This is a genomic window from Citrobacter sp. wls706 (assembly GCF_005281305.1).
GTDB lineage: Bacteria > Pseudomonadota > Gammaproteobacteria > Enterobacterales > Enterobacteriaceae > Citrobacter > Citrobacter werkmanii.
Genome location: NZ_SZXG01000031.1, coordinates 127,117 through 144,164, shown reverse-complemented (window position 1 = coordinate 144,164; position 17,048 = coordinate 127,117). Strand labels below are relative to the sequence as shown.

The 17,048-nt window shown below is 49.0% G+C and carries 12 protein-coding genes and 1 pseudogene; 4 read left to right on the top strand and 9 right to left on the bottom strand.

Translation table 11 applies throughout. The annotated features are described in order from the left end of the window. Position 1: 1 nt before the first annotated feature. From FDW92_RS11260 to FDW92_RS11245, 4 genes are all read left to right on the top strand, one after another. On the top strand, positions 2-2,560 hold the full coding sequence (locus tag FDW92_RS11260; RefSeq protein WP_042309131.1) for a hypothetical protein: 2,559 nt from the start codon (positions 2-4) through the stop codon (positions 2,558-2,560). Positions 2,561-2,583: 23 nt separating this feature from the next. Beyond that, positions 2,584-4,680 (top strand): hypothetical protein, encoded by a 2,097-nt coding sequence (locus FDW92_RS11255; protein WP_042309134.1) that lies wholly within the window; start codon positions 2,584-2,586, stop codon positions 4,678-4,680. Positions 4,681-4,699: 19 nt separating this feature from the next. Further along, positions 4,700-10,540, top strand: coding sequence for a DEAD/DEAH box helicase (locus tag FDW92_RS11250; RefSeq protein WP_042309136.1), 5,841 nt, complete (start codon positions 4,700-4,702; stop codon positions 10,538-10,540). A gap of 94 nt (positions 10,541-10,634) precedes the next feature. Then, on the top strand, positions 10,635-11,048 hold the full coding sequence (locus tag FDW92_RS11245) for a very short patch repair endonuclease (protein ID WP_024142979.1): 414 nt from the start codon (positions 10,635-10,637) through the stop codon (positions 11,046-11,048). 200 nt (positions 11,049-11,248) lie between these two features. Here FDW92_RS11245 and FDW92_RS11240 read toward each other — a convergent pair whose 3' ends face one another. The 9 genes and pseudogenes from FDW92_RS11240 to FDW92_RS11200 form a co-directional block, all read right to left on the bottom strand. Then, complete coding sequence (locus tag FDW92_RS11240) at positions 11,249-11,581, bottom strand: type II toxin-antitoxin system PemK/MazF family toxin (RefSeq protein WP_042309140.1); 333 nt, start codon at positions 11,579-11,581, stop codon at positions 11,249-11,251. Next, entirely contained in the window at positions 11,582-11,839 is a 258-nt protein-coding gene (locus tag FDW92_RS11235) for an antitoxin (protein ID WP_042309142.1), read from the bottom strand. It abuts the gene before it with no gap. Between the two features lie 189 nt (positions 11,840-12,028). After that, positions 12,029-12,121 (bottom strand): annotated as a pseudogene (locus tag FDW92_RS11225) (helix-turn-helix domain-containing protein); the annotation flags it as partial. A 48-nt stretch (positions 12,122-12,169) separates the two neighbouring features. Next, positions 12,170-13,195 carry an AbrB family transcriptional regulator gene (locus tag FDW92_RS11220; protein WP_042309143.1) on the bottom strand — a complete coding sequence of 342 codons (1,026 nt, stop codon included), beginning with the start codon at positions 13,193-13,195 and terminating at the stop codon, positions 12,170-12,172. A 65-nt stretch (positions 13,196-13,260) separates the two neighbouring features. Further along, positions 13,261-14,046 (bottom strand): ATP-grasp domain-containing protein, encoded by a 786-nt coding sequence (locus FDW92_RS23230; RefSeq protein WP_227255145.1) that lies wholly within the window; start codon positions 14,044-14,046, stop codon positions 13,261-13,263. A gap of 15 nt (positions 14,047-14,061) precedes the next feature. Continuing rightward, positions 14,062-14,493, bottom strand: a complete 432-nt coding sequence (locus FDW92_RS23225; protein ID WP_227255146.1) for a hypothetical protein — start codon at positions 14,491-14,493, stop codon at positions 14,062-14,064. After that, positions 14,493-15,131, bottom strand: a complete 639-nt coding sequence (locus FDW92_RS11210) for a 2OG-Fe dioxygenase family protein (protein WP_042309146.1) — start codon at positions 15,129-15,131, stop codon at positions 14,493-14,495. The genes FDW92_RS23225 and FDW92_RS11210 overlap by 1 nt, the downstream gene beginning before the upstream one ends. 159 nt (positions 15,132-15,290) lie before the next feature. Beyond that, positions 15,291-15,494 carry a 4-oxalocrotonate tautomerase family protein gene (locus FDW92_RS11205; protein WP_038639801.1) on the bottom strand — a complete coding sequence of 68 codons (204 nt, stop codon included), beginning with the start codon at positions 15,492-15,494 and terminating at the stop codon, positions 15,291-15,293. A gap of 15 nt (positions 15,495-15,509) precedes the next feature. After that, on the bottom strand, positions 15,510-16,850 hold the full coding sequence (locus tag FDW92_RS11200) for a hypothetical protein (protein WP_042309149.1): 1,341 nt from the start codon (positions 16,848-16,850) through the stop codon (positions 15,510-15,512). Between the last annotated feature and the right edge of the window lie 198 nt (positions 16,851-17,048).

Below are 17,048 nucleotides of genomic sequence, written 5' to 3'. Positions count from 1 at the left end.
CATGAACTGGACGCTGCCCGTAACACCTGATGGTTGGGAAAGTAAGCTAGTCGATTATTTTCTCCGTTTCGGCGCCGACGGCGACGCACAGGATATTCGTTGGTTTGAAGTGACGCCGTCGACGCTCTCGGCGGCATTCGCAGGAAGCGGCGTCGGTGCGGATGAAATAGAAGAAGCATTTCGGACCTGTATGTCGAACATACCGGATCTGCCTCAGCGCCTTGAAAGCGGCATGATGGAAAGATCCAATGACAAATCGCCCGGATATTTCACTTATCTTGTCATGACGCTACTTATCAGCAGTCAATTCGATGCCCAAGAAGGACACAATGACTTTCGCCTGAAGTTACAGAACTGGCTGCGGACCGGACATAGCTATCAGAATCTGGCGGGCGTTAACGCCATGTGGGAAGCGCTGGCCGGTTGGCTTGAACGACGAGTTCAGAAAGGAGAACCTTATCGCCGACTGTGCCTACCGGAGATCCCCCCAAGCTGGAGCCATATCGGATATACCCTGCGTCTGGCTTTTCCCGGGAAAGCGGATGTGCGCTTGATGCGCCGTGTTCTTACGAGTCATCCGCAAACCATTTCCAGTCCACGGCTGTTAATCAGCTATTTTCAGGTCGCTATCCAGAAAGAGAACGCCTCTCACGCTCATGCGCTGAAACAGGCGTTTAGCGAGTTTAAAGACGCTTGGTTTTCAGGACGCAGAGCGCTTGCCGACATGCCTTTCTGGCGTTTGCGACAGCGGGCTATAGCGCTGATCTCCGATGTTGAGACGCGTAAGGCGTTCATCGATATGCGCGTCGATTTCGACGGTTCGCGATGTTACTTCAGCGCCGCAAGCGAGAATGACGAAAGCGTTTTCGCCCCTTCGTTGTCTGACGCGTTATTATCGGCTTCTGCGGGAAATAGCTATAATTTGGGCATCGCCACGCAGAGCGGCCTGCTCTTTTTCCATCAAGTCGGTCATGGATGCTGGAGAGCTATAGCCGCTCCCGATGCGTTTTCTTTCAAATTTCACATCGCGTTATCCTGTAAATACGCTGCGCGCGCGAGACAATATTTTGACGATGCGGTCACAGAAAACGACTGGATTCTGACGTCGCGTCCGCAGAGTCGTCATGCGGCGATGGAAATATTTCGTGCGCTGAAAACATCATCGACTACGCTGGATGAACAGATCTCTCGCTTACAGCTTTCCGGTGGCATCCGAGTGCCGGGCGGGTGGCTGGGACTACCCGCTTTTCTACCAACCGTCCATTCAGACACGCAAAATTACAGAATTTACTCGCCTCAGGGAAACGGCGCGAAAGTTAGCGTCAGGGAAGAAGATGGACGCTTGACGTCATCAATGCCTCTTAACGGCGAGTTTATTATCGAACCTGAGCTGGAAATTGGCGAGAAAACGCCGCCATGGCGACAACGGGCGCGTTTTTTCGAGCGCGCCGTTCCTCGCCCTGCGCAGGAAGATAGCGCCAGATATCGCCTCGAACTTCTTACCGATTGGAAGACGTCTCCCCTGACAACGCCGGCATTCCACATTGAACTCCCCCTGACGACAGAAAATAACGATGAACGTCTCGAACATCTCCTTGAAGCGATTTATGCAAGCGGTGCCAGCGGATGGGAGGAAATCGAATTGGTCGCGCTTCTGGAACGCGCCGCAGACAGCGTCAATGTGTGGCATTTGATTCGCTGTTTGCATGACGCAGGTCTGATAGAACCGCGCTTACGCCAAGGCTGGAAAGGTCGGGTATGGACGTTAGTCAAACCTTCGCTGTTTCGTATCCGCAATGGGGATAACAGCATGATCGTCGTGGAAGGCGCTACCTGCGCCAGCCTTATGGATGATTTTCAAAAAGCGGTCTCCGGGCTGGGCGGAAAATGCTTTCGTCGCAGCGGCGTAAGCGTCTGGTCTCCTCCCGTATGCGGCGCGGAGATCGATGATCCTGTCGAGTTGTCCCGAGTTATGGAATGGCCGCTTATTGATATATCGTCAACGCCTGATATGACGCCGCTCGCGTTAACCTCGACCTGTCGTACCGCCGAATTCCACCTTCAAGCAGCAGTGTGGGACTGGCGTTCAGGGCGTTTCTCTCCGCATGCGGCCTCCAATAACGCCTCGACGCTTTTAACGCGCCATGTCCATCCGGGCGGGCGCGATCATGACGTATACAAGGTTGTTTCCCGGCGCAAAATGGCGTTTTTCTTATCCCGAACCGCCGCGATTATCGCCGCGAATGTGAGTGCGCGCCGCCCGACATTCAGACGCGTCGGGAATCATCGCTTTATTTGCCTTGTCGACGATTGTGGTTTGCCTGACGCACTGGCGATGGGATTACGACGCAGCGTGCTCAGAAACGGCGGCCCAACGGAAGCCGGATACGCTTATCCTATCGACGACGTCGCTTTCCGTTGGCTAAATCGACTGCTTCCCGGATGCTTCGCTCCATTCCCGCCGGATGACGGCGATGACGCAAATCGTTTAGTTGCGGCAGCGCGCCATTCCGGCGGGAAAACGCGCCTGCGGTGGCAAAACGGACATCTGGCGTTATAGGCTAAAAAATAAGGAAAAGAATAATGAAAGATCTTCCCTGGTATATTGGCCGATACGATCGACGAAACGATCGGTTCTCGTATTTTAAAGTCGTCGCTCAGCAAACGGAAAATGGTTGGCACGCAATCGACAGCCCTAAAAAAATGTTTCCTCGTACAGGTGAAGTCGAACTTACCGGATTCGACGCGTCTCAGCTTCGTCCAAACGACTGGATCGTCTTTCAGGTAGATACCAATACGCGCAGCAAATTGACGAGAGCGAAACATCCTCGCCGTATTTATCCTTATTATGATTTATCCTCGGCACAGTCTCTTCAGAAAGCTCGCCATCGTCTGAGCCTGGAAGGCATCGAAACGTGCGGCGAACCGGGGCAATGGACTATTCGCTTCGAGACGGGCGGAGCCATTCTGGCGAACCTGACAGAGTCGAAACCAGGTTTTTTTATTTTGTCACGGAATCAGTACGTTGCCGAATATGCGTTTAATGACAGCGGAATCATCTCCGTATCCGGTCTGTCTGAAAATAACAAAATATTTTATATGCCGGACGCAGATGCCTCGCCCACGCGACGCCATGACTGGACACCTGACAAACATTACATTGAAAATGCCGTTCAACTTATCGCCGGAACCGACTCGTCAACGCAGATCGCTTCCTGGCTTCGCAAGCATGTCGACGAGCAAAACGGAAAATTGAAATCCGGCGTCGACGATCTGTTGGCTGCCGCTCAGATTCTCCGATCCGGAGAGTTGGCGAAAAAAATAGAAGAAGAGGACGCGCTGGCCCGGGAACTCTCCCAGGCTGTGTTGAATGACGAGCGTATCGCCGCTCAGCTTGAACGCCAGATACAAAGCATCGCGGAAGAAGAACGGGACAGGTTGCGCGCCGAACAACAAAAAGCGCTCAACGAAGCTTTTTGCGCCGAGCGTCTGCTCCGTAGCGAAGCGATTGAAGCGGAAATGACGGTCTTTCAGACGGAGAGAAAAAGCGAGATCGAACAGCAAATCGCGCAATTACGTTTGGACGAAGAAGAAAAATTACAAAAGGAATTCGAAGAAAAGCAGTTAAGCATAGAAAAAACGTTAAAACATGAAAAAGACGCTCTCGAAAGCGAAATCAACCGGCTGAAAAACGCCGCCGCGGATTTATGCCGTCAAAACGAAAGTCAGCGCCGGACGTTGTCTTCTCTGGAGATCAAACGCGAAGCGTCTTCAGGCGCGCTTCGGGAAGTTGAAGAGCGCGTTGCGCTGGCGCGGATCGAACTTGAGAAAATCAATGCCGCTATTGCTGAAAAAGCGCGTCGAATGGCGCATTCGGCGATCCCTGCGATATGTCTTCCCGCCGAAGCTAAAACAGTTTCCCGCGCAGAACTGGGACGTATCATCAGTGAAAACAAACTACTGACGCACGAAGGAAAAATACTGATGGAGCAATTCCTGGCGTTGACGCTTGCCGGCGAATGCCCGTTGCTCTACGGCTCTGAAACACAGGACTTTCTGGCTATCGCCGCGTCGCTTATTTCTTCAGGACGCGCTATCCGACAAATTGCCGATCCGACGATGATTTCCTATGAGGATCTGTGGATCCGCGCAGGAAATAATCTGGCGACGCCGCTTTATCAAGGATTGTTATTAAGCGACGCCCATCGTCCCCGAACAATTCTTGCCGTCATCGAACGCGTCGAATGCTCCGCCGTGCGTTTCTGGCTGCCTGCTCTGAAAGAGGGGTTGCGTAATGGCGATCTGCCCCGACGATTCCTGGTGTGCGGCACAATTACGAATGAAGATAACGAGGAAGCGGAAAAGATAAAGGAGGAACATCTTTTTCTGCCGGTGGAAAACATTGTCGTTCGAAATGCGATTACGCGCGCGCCGCTTTATCTCTCCACCAGACATCATAGCGAACTAACGCCCGAAGCCGCGCCGCCAGAATCGCTTGAGGAAAAACTTGCCATTGCGGATGAAATGTCGGGCGAGCGTCTGAACGTGGTAAATACGCTGCGGGCGACGAAAGCGGCGCTGGAGGTCGGGTTGGCCGTCGACGAAGACAAAACGGCGCATCAAAAGCGATTAGTCGATTTATTCGCAAATTTGCAAAATAGCGAAATCTGCGCTCCATAAATTACAGGAGAAGGAAATCATGTTAGATCCGATTGGCGGCTTTCGCCGTATTCAGGATTTCTTTATATCATATATTGAAACCAGTTTCCGAATTGCCGATCCGTTCGTAGCAGCGTCAAGGCGCGAATTGCTGAACAGCAGCGGAGAGTTCGCCGCAGAGCCCTATATTGAACCCGTTTTACGGTATGAGTCTTCGGATAAAACTCTTGAAGATTTGGCCGATATGGAAAACGGTCCGTTAAAGAGCTTATCGCAGGAAGGCCGAAAAGCGTTCGTCGAACTAGCGTTATCCGGTTTGTTTGATTCAAAATCCGGCGACGCGTCTTGGCGGCGTCGGTCAGTCCATGCGCCTTATATTCATCAGGTGAAAATGCTGGAACGAGGCATTCGTGCCGGTCGCCCTGGCATAGTGACATCCGGGACGGGATCGGGAAAAACGGAAAGCTTTATGTTGCCCATACTGGCCGCATTATCGAATGAGGCGATCGGTTGGCCCGCTCCCCGCGACAGTTACCTGCAAAATCGCTGGTGGCATAACGCGGAAGCGAACTGGGTTTCTCGTCGTAAAGGGGAAAAACGCCCGGCAGCAATCAGAGCGTTAGTGCTTTATCCGATGAACGCTTTAGTTGAAGATCAAATGGCGCGTTTGCGCAAAACGCTGGATTCCGATGAAGCGCGACAGACGATGGAACATCGTTTCGCCGGAAACCGCATCTTCTTCGGACAATATACCAGCGCCACGCCGGTTACCGGTTATGCCAGCCATCCTCGCCTTTCCGGCGATCGTACGGAGAAAAGCCGCCGCGCCCGTAACCTTGAAAAATTACGTAAGGCGTTGAACCGAATCGATTGCGATCAACAGGCCGCTCGCGCATTCGACAAGGAAAAAGAAAAATCGTCGGAGAAGACCCGATATATCTTTCCTTCAACAGACGGCGGCGAGATGGTTACTCGTTGGGATATGCAGGCCGCTCCGCCTGACGTACTCGTCACCAACGCTTCCATGCTGGGAGCGATGCTTTCGCGAGAAGTCGAAGACGCTATTTTCGACATGACGCGCGAATGGCTTATGAGTAATGAAGACGCTTACTTCTATCTGGTATTCGATGAATTACATTTAATGCGCGGCTCCGCAGGAACGGAAACCGCAATGTTGATTAAGTCGCTAATCATTCGACTAGGACTCGACGATCCGAAGCACCGCTATAAGCTGCGTTTGCTGGCGTCTTCCGCGTCTTTGCCGATGGAAGGCGCGGATGGAGAACAATCGAGAAAGTATCTACGCGATCTCTTCGCTCCCTTCGGCACTTGTCGCGATCCCCGGGATGAAGGCAGCGACTCTCCGGAATTCTGGCGTAACTGCGTCGTTGAGGGTACTCCCTTCATACCTGAACCAGAAAGTAAAGTTGACGCGCGGCCTTTTGCCGCCCTGATGAGGATGGCGCTTACAGGGCAAGGCGACGTTGTCCGCCGCGTAAAGATGACAGACGAGTTTGAGCGAGCTTTAGTTAACGCTTTTCAGGCTCTTGGCGTAAAAGAGCGAAATATCCGTCAAGGCGTTAAGCTGGCGGCGGAAACCGCAGCCGCGTTATTAACCCACGCCTGCATTGAAAAAAAAGGCGACAAGCCGCGCGCCACGTCTCCCAAGCATATCATCGACAAAATTTTTCTGGCGGAAAGCCTGGAAGGAGAGAAGGAATCTGAGCTCGCGTTACGCGGATTAATGTTGTTACGCGCGCTTCCGGATTCCGTACTTGACTGCGATAAGCCTGACGCCGCTACGCCGGCTTTTCGCGTGCATACGTTCGTCAGAAATATTGAAGGTTTCTTCGCGTCGGTCTCGCCCGGAGAGCGAAAAGCGAAATTCGCCGATTTTTGCCTAGAACGTGGCCTGTCGCACGCGCCTTCAACCTCACAAGAAAAGCGCGGTCGGCGTTTATTCGAAATGCTTTATTGTGAAGCTTGCGGCGATTTACTGCTTGGTGGTCAGAGGGGACAAAATTGCGGAGGCGCTACGGTAGAACTATTACCCTCGACGACCAATCTTGAAAATCTTCCCGAACGCCCCGGCGCGGAATATTACGATGATATGGCGCTGGATGAATTTGCGGTTTTCTGGCCTGTTGAAAAAACGCCCGCCGCTAGTGAAGCCAGTGAAAAAAGGTGGGATGTTTGGCAGGAGGCGACGCTGAATCCTGTCACAGGTATTGCGACTGTCGGGCAAGAAACATCGCCATTGAACCCCGAGGCGATTCGCGGATATCTCTATTTTCAGAACCCGCCCCCGGCGAAAAAAGGAGAGCCGGTAAAACCGCCTTCCGCACAACCTTTCTGTTGCCCTAACTGCGGTATCGACTATTCCAGTCGACCGGCAACTAACCGCGCCAGAACGCCTATTCGCGCATTCCGTACCGGCGTGACGAAATCATCTCAACTGGTAGCGACAGAGCTATTCGAATTGCTGCATGCGATAGGCGCGGATGCGAAGAGTATTGTCTTTTCGGATAGCCGACAGGATGCGGCTTCGATGGCGCTGGAGATCGAACGCCTGCACTTACGCGATTTGCGCAGGGAAATACTGGTCGCGGCCGCCAGAACGATGATCAGCGAGGCGGAAAAAGAATATATTCCAGAAAAAGAATTTAAAGAAAAAAGAGATAAAGCGATACAAGCTGGGGATGATGATGAACTCGACAGGCTGTATGAGCTCAAAACAAGGCAAAAAGATATTGCGAGCCTTTGTAAATTCCGACGGGTAAAAATAGATAGCTTATTGGAGTCAGAAGGAGACTCCATCGGAAAAATATCCTCAGAATTAGCTGGGTTGGGAATATCACCTTACAAATATCGCCCGAGCGCTGATGGAAACGACAAAGTCGTTTGGTACGAAAACTTTGTAAAAGATAAGAACATTGTTAGGTACCACGAAAAACTTTCTTTATCTGACAGGCTGGCGATCAAACAAAGGATTATAGACGATCAATCTGAATTGATAGACGATGTTATTTTCGCCAATACTTTTTTCGCGTTAGAGGAAACGGGTCTGGCGTATCCCTGCGTCTCGGATAATGAGAATACGCCCGAACTCGACGCCTGGTTAAGAGTGTTCGCAGGCGTTTATCGCGTAAAAGAAAACAAATATGTCGATCCTGAACAATCCGACGGCTGGTACGTTGGAGAAGATATTAAAAAAGCGAAAGTCAAGCGCGTCGCCAGAGCCGTATTCAGCGACGACAAATATCTGGATAATTTGACGCTAGTCTTAAATCAGTTCGCTGATCGAGAGCATACGGCAGGGCTATTCAATATTGGCAAATTGTTCCTCAAGGTAGCGAAATCAGGCGATCCCTACTGGCAATGCGGCAACTGTGGGCGGATCCACTTACATTTAGGGTTTAAACGTTGTACCCGTTGTGCGGAACCGCTTGATATCACTCCCAAAGATTCTGTTGAAACGCTATGGGAACAGAATTTCCTTGGCAAACGCATTGTACGCGGCGAACGGGACGGCGTTAAGCGATTTCGATTGAACGTTGAAGAATTGACAGGGCAGACTGATGACTTTTCCGATCGACTTCGTAAATTCAAAGGGATTTTCGTCGATAAGATGAGCGAACTTGAAAAACTGGACGCCGAGATCGATATGCTTGCCGTCACCACGACAATGGAGGTTGGTATCGATATCGGTTCGCTTCAGTCGGTTTATCAGGCCAACATGCCGCCTCAGCGTTTCAATTACCAGCAGCGCGTCGGTCGGGCCGGGCGGCGCGGTCAGGCTTATTCTTTTGTCATTACGTTTTGCCGTGGACGGACTCACGACGCCTATTATTTCGCCCATCCTCACGCGATTACAGGCGATCCGCCGCCCCCACCCTTTTTGGCGGTAGATCACGACGCTATCCCATTAAGGCTTTTGCGTAAAGTCTGGCTCAGAAGCGCCTTTAATCTATTGCGTGAAGAAGATCGCGAGAACGGGATAGATTTTCCTGGCGATAAACTTGTCCCGCCTGACGTTCATGGCGAATATGTTTCTACGCATGATTACTATTATGACGATAACGCGAACTGGGCTGAACGATTGCAGGGTGCGCTGGAAGCGACGCAGAGCATACGCGAACGTTTTATCGAAGCGTCGACGTTCGATCCGGAACAACGCCAGAATCTTCATTCCGCATTGAATGCGAAAAAAATAATCGATGAAATCGCCGACCTGAACGCTTACGCGCCTGACGACAACGTGGGGCTCGCCCGTTTTCTAGCTGAATGCGGAAAATTGCCGATGTATGGAATGCCGACCCGGGTACGCAATTTGTATCTGGGATTACGTGAGAAAAAAGGTCTGAACAACCAGACTGAATACGAATGGTCGACAATGGATCGCGATCTTGACCTTGCGGTATTCGAGTATGCTCCCGGCTCGGTATTAATTAAGGATAAGAAAAAGCACAAGGTGATCGGCTTCACAGGAAATTATCGGGAACCGCATAATCGGAATAATCGCGTGTCGGATCTCTCGACGGTGGGCTCGTGGCTGGAGTCATCCAGTCATGTCGCATTTTGCCCGGCATGCGGTTCCGCAAAGCTGGAATTGCGTCAACCAGACAATGAAATTCAATGTAAGGATTGCGGCGCGCCTATAAATCCTGACGAGTTCAAACTCTACATCACGCCTGCCGCTTTCCGTACGGATTTCGAGCCCAAAGACGATCTGGATAGTTTTACCCGCATGTCTTTAAAGACTACCGCGACAGTATTAAACGAAGAAACTCCTACACACTGTGATCCCTTGATCATACGACGTGGAGAAGTCACTATACTGCGCCTTAACGACGGTCCTATTAATGGAGAAAAAGAAGGAGAACGTTTTACTGTCGACCTCACAAGCGATCAAAAAGCGCCGGTTCCTTTCGTTGCTTACCGCTCGCCGATTAAAGGCGAGCAAGCGATTGATTCTAATTGGTTAAAAGAGCAAGATAATTCACGTTGGCGGCGTAAAGGCGAGAGCAGAAATTTCGGTCTGGTCTCCAGTAAGGAGACTGAGTCGCTTCATCTCGAATTAACAAGGTTCGATCCTCGTCTTAATTTGAATATGGTCGCCAGGTATGGCGAGCATATGCACTTGCCTACGCGAGCGGCGGCCATCAGCGCGATTCAGATATTAACGCATAAGGCCGCCCTCTATCTGGATGTCTCGCCTGATGAGTTCGAAACGCTTGAACCTCGATTGCATTTTGGCAAACCTATACTGCAGATCGCAGACGCGTTAATCAATGGCTCAGGATTATGCAGACGTCTTGCCGAACCGGCGGTTGCCGGAAGTTCTCCCTTAATAATCAAATTGCTGCATGAAATTCTGACAGATGAACGCGGCTGGCCGATGGTTGATTTTCTAAAGAAAGATCATCCAGTTCAATGTCGGACAGCATGTTACAAATGTATACAACGCTACGGAAACCGCCAATATCACGGCTTACTGGACTGGCGTTTAGGAATAGCCTATTTACGCGCCATGGTTATGCCGGAATTCGCATGCGGCCTGAATGTTGAAGACTGGAACCATCCAGAAATGAAAGGATGGAAAGAAAGAGCGTTTGAACTTGCGGAGGATGTCGAGGCGTTACGACCGGGGACTATCAAATTGTTAAAGGAACATTCTTTACCAGTTCTTGAAATAAATGATGGAAAAGATCTTTGGCGCGCGGCTGTTACACATCCCTTATGGCAATGCCGAGACGCTGAACGTGATGCCCTAATTGGTTCTTTTGGATTAGATAATATAGGAGCGCCATTACGATTTATCGACACCTTTGAACTGGAAAGACGGCCACTGCGCGCTTTGGCGAAACTTAACCGAGGTTAAAATTTAGCTTAGCGCTATTGGACAATGTTCTAATTCAGCCGAAGACGCTTTGCATCTGAAGCGTCTTCAATCGACAGCATAGCGAGGTTTTCTGATGGATACAGTAACACCAGCTAAAAGAAGCTTTGTGATGTCCCGAGTTAAAGGGAAAGATACTAAGCCTGAGCTAATCGTCAGACGCCTCGTCTATCATGCCGGATTTCGTTATCGTTTATGCGACCCTCGACTGCCTGGCAAGCCCGATTTAGTCTTTTGGGGAAAGCGCAAAGCCATCTTCGTACATGGCTGCTTTTGGCATGGTCATAAGGGATGTCGGCGAAATCGCATGCCAAAATCAAATCAGGAATATTGGTTTGCAAAACTGGAAAGAAATAAATCAAGGGACTCCATGAGCTTATCAAAGTTACACGAAATGGGCTGGCGAACGTTGGTAGTTTGGGAATGCGAACTTAAAGAGACGGATATCCTGCTGGAAAAATTGAAAGCGTTTTTAATAGAGGATGCCTAGATAAGAAGCGACATTGTTTTTAACTGCTATATCGCAAGTAGAAAATGGTGGTCATTCTGGTGGTCTTGACAACCTAACTTTTTAGGTTTAGCTTACCAATCAGCCAGTTAATGGCAAAGGCGATCCCAGTCAGAGGAGCCAAATTTAAAAAGCCTGCTTAGGAAACTAAGCGGGCTTTTTGCTTTTTTGCGTCTCTGGTGTTAACTCAGAATCGCATCCAGCCTTGCAAGCACCTCATTGACAACGGCGTCAGGTATGCGTTCCAGACACTTGCCGTTCCGGGCCGCCATATCTATAGTTCTGGGCTGGTCGCAGCCAATAACGCCCATAGTTTTTGTCCCCGCCCCTTCCAGTGAAACAGTGAAACCTGCCGTGCGAGCAAAGTTTCCGCCACTGGTGAAGGGAACGACAATAGGTAGCCGGGTGAACTTATTAAATGATGCCTTCGATACGATAAGTACCGGACATTTTCCGCTTTGTTCATGTCCGGCTGTAGGATCCAGTGAGACAAGCCAGATTTCCCCTCTGTCCATTTACAGGACCTCTTTGCCCATCGCAGGCGCATCAATCCATATCCGATCCTCGTCGCTCATTTCGGCGTGCGGATCGCACTGTGCCAGCAGTTCCTCAAGCGAATAACGGGGCCGTTTCTGGGGTTCAATAATCAGGCAGCCATCATCAATGGTCATACCCACTTCGCTGTCCGTCGACAGCCCCAGCGTTTTCAGCACGGCGGGAGGGTCCGCCAGTATGACGGATCCGCCAACCTTTTTCAGACGAGTGGTATACATAGAGCACCTTCGGATATTATATTTTGATATAACATCTGTATCAGGCGATGCACAATTATTCATCAGATTTATCGTGATTTCCTGAGCGTAATAAAGCGTGAAAACTGTTTTTGCGGTTCAAAGGATTATGACAGATCTGATAAACGAAATACGGCGCACCTTCCATATCCGGACTGCACCGGAGGAGCATCAGCGATAGCATGAAGGCCAGATTTTTTCAGGCACGACGTCAAGCGCTTCGGCAATCAATCTCTCGCCTTTGGGCCAGTGGCGGATAAGCGCAATAATAACCGCAACGCCACAACATTACCTTGCTCTTCAAGGAAGACATTAATCCACTTTCATCTGTCTTTTGCGAAAGAAAACCAATGCTGGAACGGTATGAATGAGAAGCATACGAATAATATGATTCGCCATAACAAAGCTCGCATCCGCTTTTAACGCCAGCGCGGCAAATGACATCGACTCCACACTGCCGGGAACCCAGGAGAGCATCAACACCGGGAAGGGATAATCCAGCAAGCGCGCCGAGATAAATGCCATGATTATCGTCACTCCCAGTCCAATGAGAACAAGCTGTACCGAAGACCAAAGATAACGACTAAATTCAGCCATCAAATAAGTCGTAAAATGATGCCCCAGCAAGATCCCCATCAGCACCATGCTAATCTGGTTAAAGAGATCGGGGAAAATTAGCGGTTGTGAAGATAACGGGTGCAATGCCGCCGCGCAAACCAGCGAGGTTATCATAAAGGGTGCAGGGAAATGTAAGCGCTCCAGAAACTTCCCTGCAATATATCCTGCTAATACCATTCCGGTCAGCCAGAGCAGATTGTGTCCGGAGAAAAAAACAGCTGGAGTCGCTGCCAGAATATCTGCAGATGCCCCACGCGTGATATACCCGGCCAGAAACGTCAGGGTAATGAGACGCAGAGAATGCGAGATCACAATCTTTTGTGGCGGCGTCTTAATATGGGAGGCTAACGCCAGTACCGCCGCCATCGCTCCTGGCACCGCACCTAAAAGCGCCTCTTCTTTACTCCAGCCTAACCGCCGCACACACCAGAAGTAACTCAAGGTAAATTGTAAAGATAAGCAGAGTAATAACAAAGCAAACAAAAGGCTTATCTGTCGATGTTCGCCATATGAAAAATCTCTGAACATAATCCCTATCGAGATTCCGAGAGAAAGCTGGATAACCGTGATACTCCCCGGCATTGAGGATACGGAGAACCCAATACGTTTAAGCATAAGCACGGTAAAAAGGGCACCAAACATCATGCCCAGTGGAACGTTACAGAAAGTGAATCCCTGCCCGACGAGAAAACAGAGGATAATACCTGCCAATACTCTCATCCAGTACCTCTCCTGGCCGGTTGTTCAGATAACAATAGTTTTCGCCGGCACCGTCATGAATATATTCAGTGCACCGTATCTTTAACCCAATGCGTATTATCGATCACCCATTGCGTTAGCATCGCAAGATGTTCCTCAATTTCGCGACTGGACTCACCTTCAACAATAGCACTGACAATCTCACCATTCGTCAGTTTCATCACATCGTAATGACGTCCGACAACACCTGTAGCCCGATAATTGATCACAAAAGGTAACGGACATTTATCCGCAATAGCCTGTAAGGTTCCTTGAGAAGGCGGCACATTCAGTTGTCCAACCCGGATAACAGGTATTCTTTGCGCTAAATCCCGCGGATACGTTTCGTTCAGACAGGCCTTCAGCCATGTCATACGCGGATCGAGGCCAAACGCCGCACCTAATTCTTCATTAACGAAACATCCGCCTAACCGGCAGGCAAGCTCGCCGAAAATAATATTACCGCCCTGATCCACAAATACCTCAAGATGAAGTAAGGTGTTTTTCTCAATAGGGAAGACTTCTTTCGCAAGGTATTTTGTATAGTCAATCAACTTCTGGTGTAGTGAATTATCATCTTCCATGACCAGCCCTAAGGTTTGCCCTGATAGAAAATCAAGACAAGATACCGTGGCCCGAGAGGCGGAAATAAATATGGTTTTCCCCTGCAGATACAACGCGTTGATCTGATAAGCCTCACATTCGATAAACTTCTCGATTAACAGATTATGGTATTCAGAGGATTTCATCTGCGCCAGATATTTAAATAACTGACCTTCATTTTTTAAAACCACCACTCCCAGAGATCCACGTCCATCATTTGGTTTTATCACGCAGGGATATCCTTGTTACGCAATAAATGAGGCCATTGCCGTCGCATTTCCCACGCGAGCCATTGCTGGAATCGGTAACTGATATTGCTGCACACGGGATTTCATCAGAAACTTATCGCGAAACAGGATCACCGCATTCTCACGCCCCTGCGTTAAACCTAAACGATCGCTGATCCTTGCCGCTCTGAGCACATCAATTTCAGCCAGGAAGTAAATACCGCTGGCGTTGTTCGAACGAGCATAATGATAAATATCCAGTTCTACCAGGGGATTATCGTTAAAGTTTTCATAAAACAGAAAGGTAAAATCATTCCCCATATGATGCAAGATCGCCGCTTTTTGACTAGCGCAGGTGGCTATCACTAACGGCGTTGATTGCTGGAGTTCATGCCAGGCGTTTGGCGAGTGTTGTAAAAGAATTTTGGGTGGGCACAGTAAGATGTTCATTATTTTTCACTCTCGATATCAAACGTAATGACAAACACATCCCGAAATCCTTTCCCGGGCAACAGCGGTACGATAGGTGCGGTATAATGCAGATAATTAACATCATTGAAAATGATCGCCTCCCCCGCCAGAATTTTGAAGGTTGTTGCGTCATTTCCGCCGTCGTGATGAGGGATTAACGTAGTATCGCCACCGGCGATATTTTCCATTTCGCTGCAATAGACGGCAATGAACTTAAAGCCATCCTGATGTATACCTTCCGGAGCAGGATAGCCCGGTTGTCGATCATGTGTTGTAATTCTTATTTGATGAATACCTACGTTATAGTTCTCCTTCGGTAACAATGGCAGTAATTTGCTAAATACCAGATTCATAACTTCTTCGGCAACATCCTGTTTTATTTCTGGATACTTTCTGCTGATACCACCTGAATACGTATTAACTTTTTCAGACTGAAAGAAAACTCCGGCCTCACACAAACTAAAATATTTTTCACACCCTGCTTTTGCCTGAAGATAACTTCGAAAACGAAATTTTCCATCTTCAGCTTTAAGCCAGGGATCAGGTAGCAACTCATCAAAGCTTTTTTTAACATTAATCGAGGTATTACCCAAACGTATATGATGATAAGCATGCATATATGACATCCTCAGAAAAGAGACAATAATGTATGTTGGTTATTTTTCTCAACTTATGACACCGGCAAGGGCCAATATCATTACCTGCATCTTGGGCAAAATACGATGACTGCGGATATCAGGCGAGGAACGCACGTTCCCCCGCCATCACATTCACTATTACTGGCTTTTTTTACGCAACTCGGTCACCGGTACGCCGCCAATCCCCCAGTTATCGGTATCGACTTCGTCAATAACCACAATGGTTGTAGCAGGGTTTTTATTAAGCACATCCACCAGTAGCTGAGTCGCACCTTCCATCAGCTGTTTCTTTTGTTTATCGGTCACACCTTCTTTAGTGATCTTAATATTTACGTAGGGCATAACAACTCCTGTAAACTAAATGATTGTGGATAATGCGCCGAGGTAGCTAAGCGCAAACAGGTTAAACAGCAGAACATAACCATAATGCATCTGGAAACTGGTTCTGCCGGGAGAAACATTAAGGCTGTTAGCAGCAAAAATTGCGTTTATCGATACCGGAGATAGCAGTTGCGTAGCAATAAAAAGGCAAATCCAAATCTGATAATCCACCACGCTGCCGGAAAGATAGTCGGAAAAAATCGACCACGACACGCTAAATATAATTAGGGGATGAATACCGAGGATACCAGGCAAGGGCAGAACAAATAAAATAATGGCATAGCACTGAAAAGTTGTAAGACCGCTAACAAACGCTGTAATGCCTTGCGGGATGTTTGCAAATAACATCATACATACCGATGTTAATAGGCTACATGCCAGGAGTAATACCACTTCGCCGGAGATCCCCTGAGCAGATTCAGACAGTTGTTGTGCCCACTGCTTTTTGCGATTCACAAAATGGCTGACGATAAAAAGAACAACTGCCGTGAAGGTGATGCTCTGCAAAGGATTCAACCCCAGCACGCTCAAAGATAGAATAAAGCTTCCCCAAAACAAGCCGATAAAAGCAAGAATCGAGGTCATATTGCCGCGGTCAGAAACCGTATGACTATCTTCGGCAACCAGTTGGACACGCGATTTCTGGTTTAACAGGATACTGAATAAAAACAGGGGAATGCCGACCAGCATCGCCGGAACATGAGGGATATCCGGCATAGCTGCCCATACTGCCGCAGCACCAATAGTCGTCGGCATTAAAACCATCGTGATACATACCGTACGAGTGACAATCTTCGCCAGGTTAAACTTCGGTTGAACCACTTTTTTCAGGCTATCAAGCAGGAGCGGAATGGCCCCAAGGCTCATTGGCCAGGTTAAAAAAGCGGTCAGCAACGTAATGGACAATGTGACTCGAGACGGTTTTTTCTGCAGTAAATATGCCCCCAGCGCAGCGTTAAAATTTATCGCGTTCATCACCTGCCGGAGTAATGCAATCCCCACCAGCAAGAGCATGACGTCTGAATATCGTACAAATACAGCGAGGAGGTTAAGTTCCCCACTCTTGTTTGCTGTCAGTAGAAAAATCATCGAAGCGAGAAAAATGAGTATCCCACTTCTTGCCGATGATTTTTTCCACCAGAATGAAAAAGTTGACAGGATATACAATATTGACGCAACGAGTGCTAAAGCAGACATCAAGGGATATTTACCGGCGAGCACACAGGATGCAAGGAAAACACCCAATGAGATCACAATCATTGAGGATTGCAGATTTTGCCAGAGATTACCGTGCGTCTGGATTTGCTCAGTCTGCATTAATGACAACCTCATGCTGAACATTGCGATGGTGCAATTGTTGATACATATCGGTTACACAGCGCCCGGCATCGACCAGGAACCTCGAATTGACAAGGGATCGGGGCAATACGTAAGTGTAAAAATTAGCCCCTTCCGCTGGATTGCCTAACACCCAAATCGATTCTTGCGTTTCCCCAAGGCAGTTAATCGGATGCT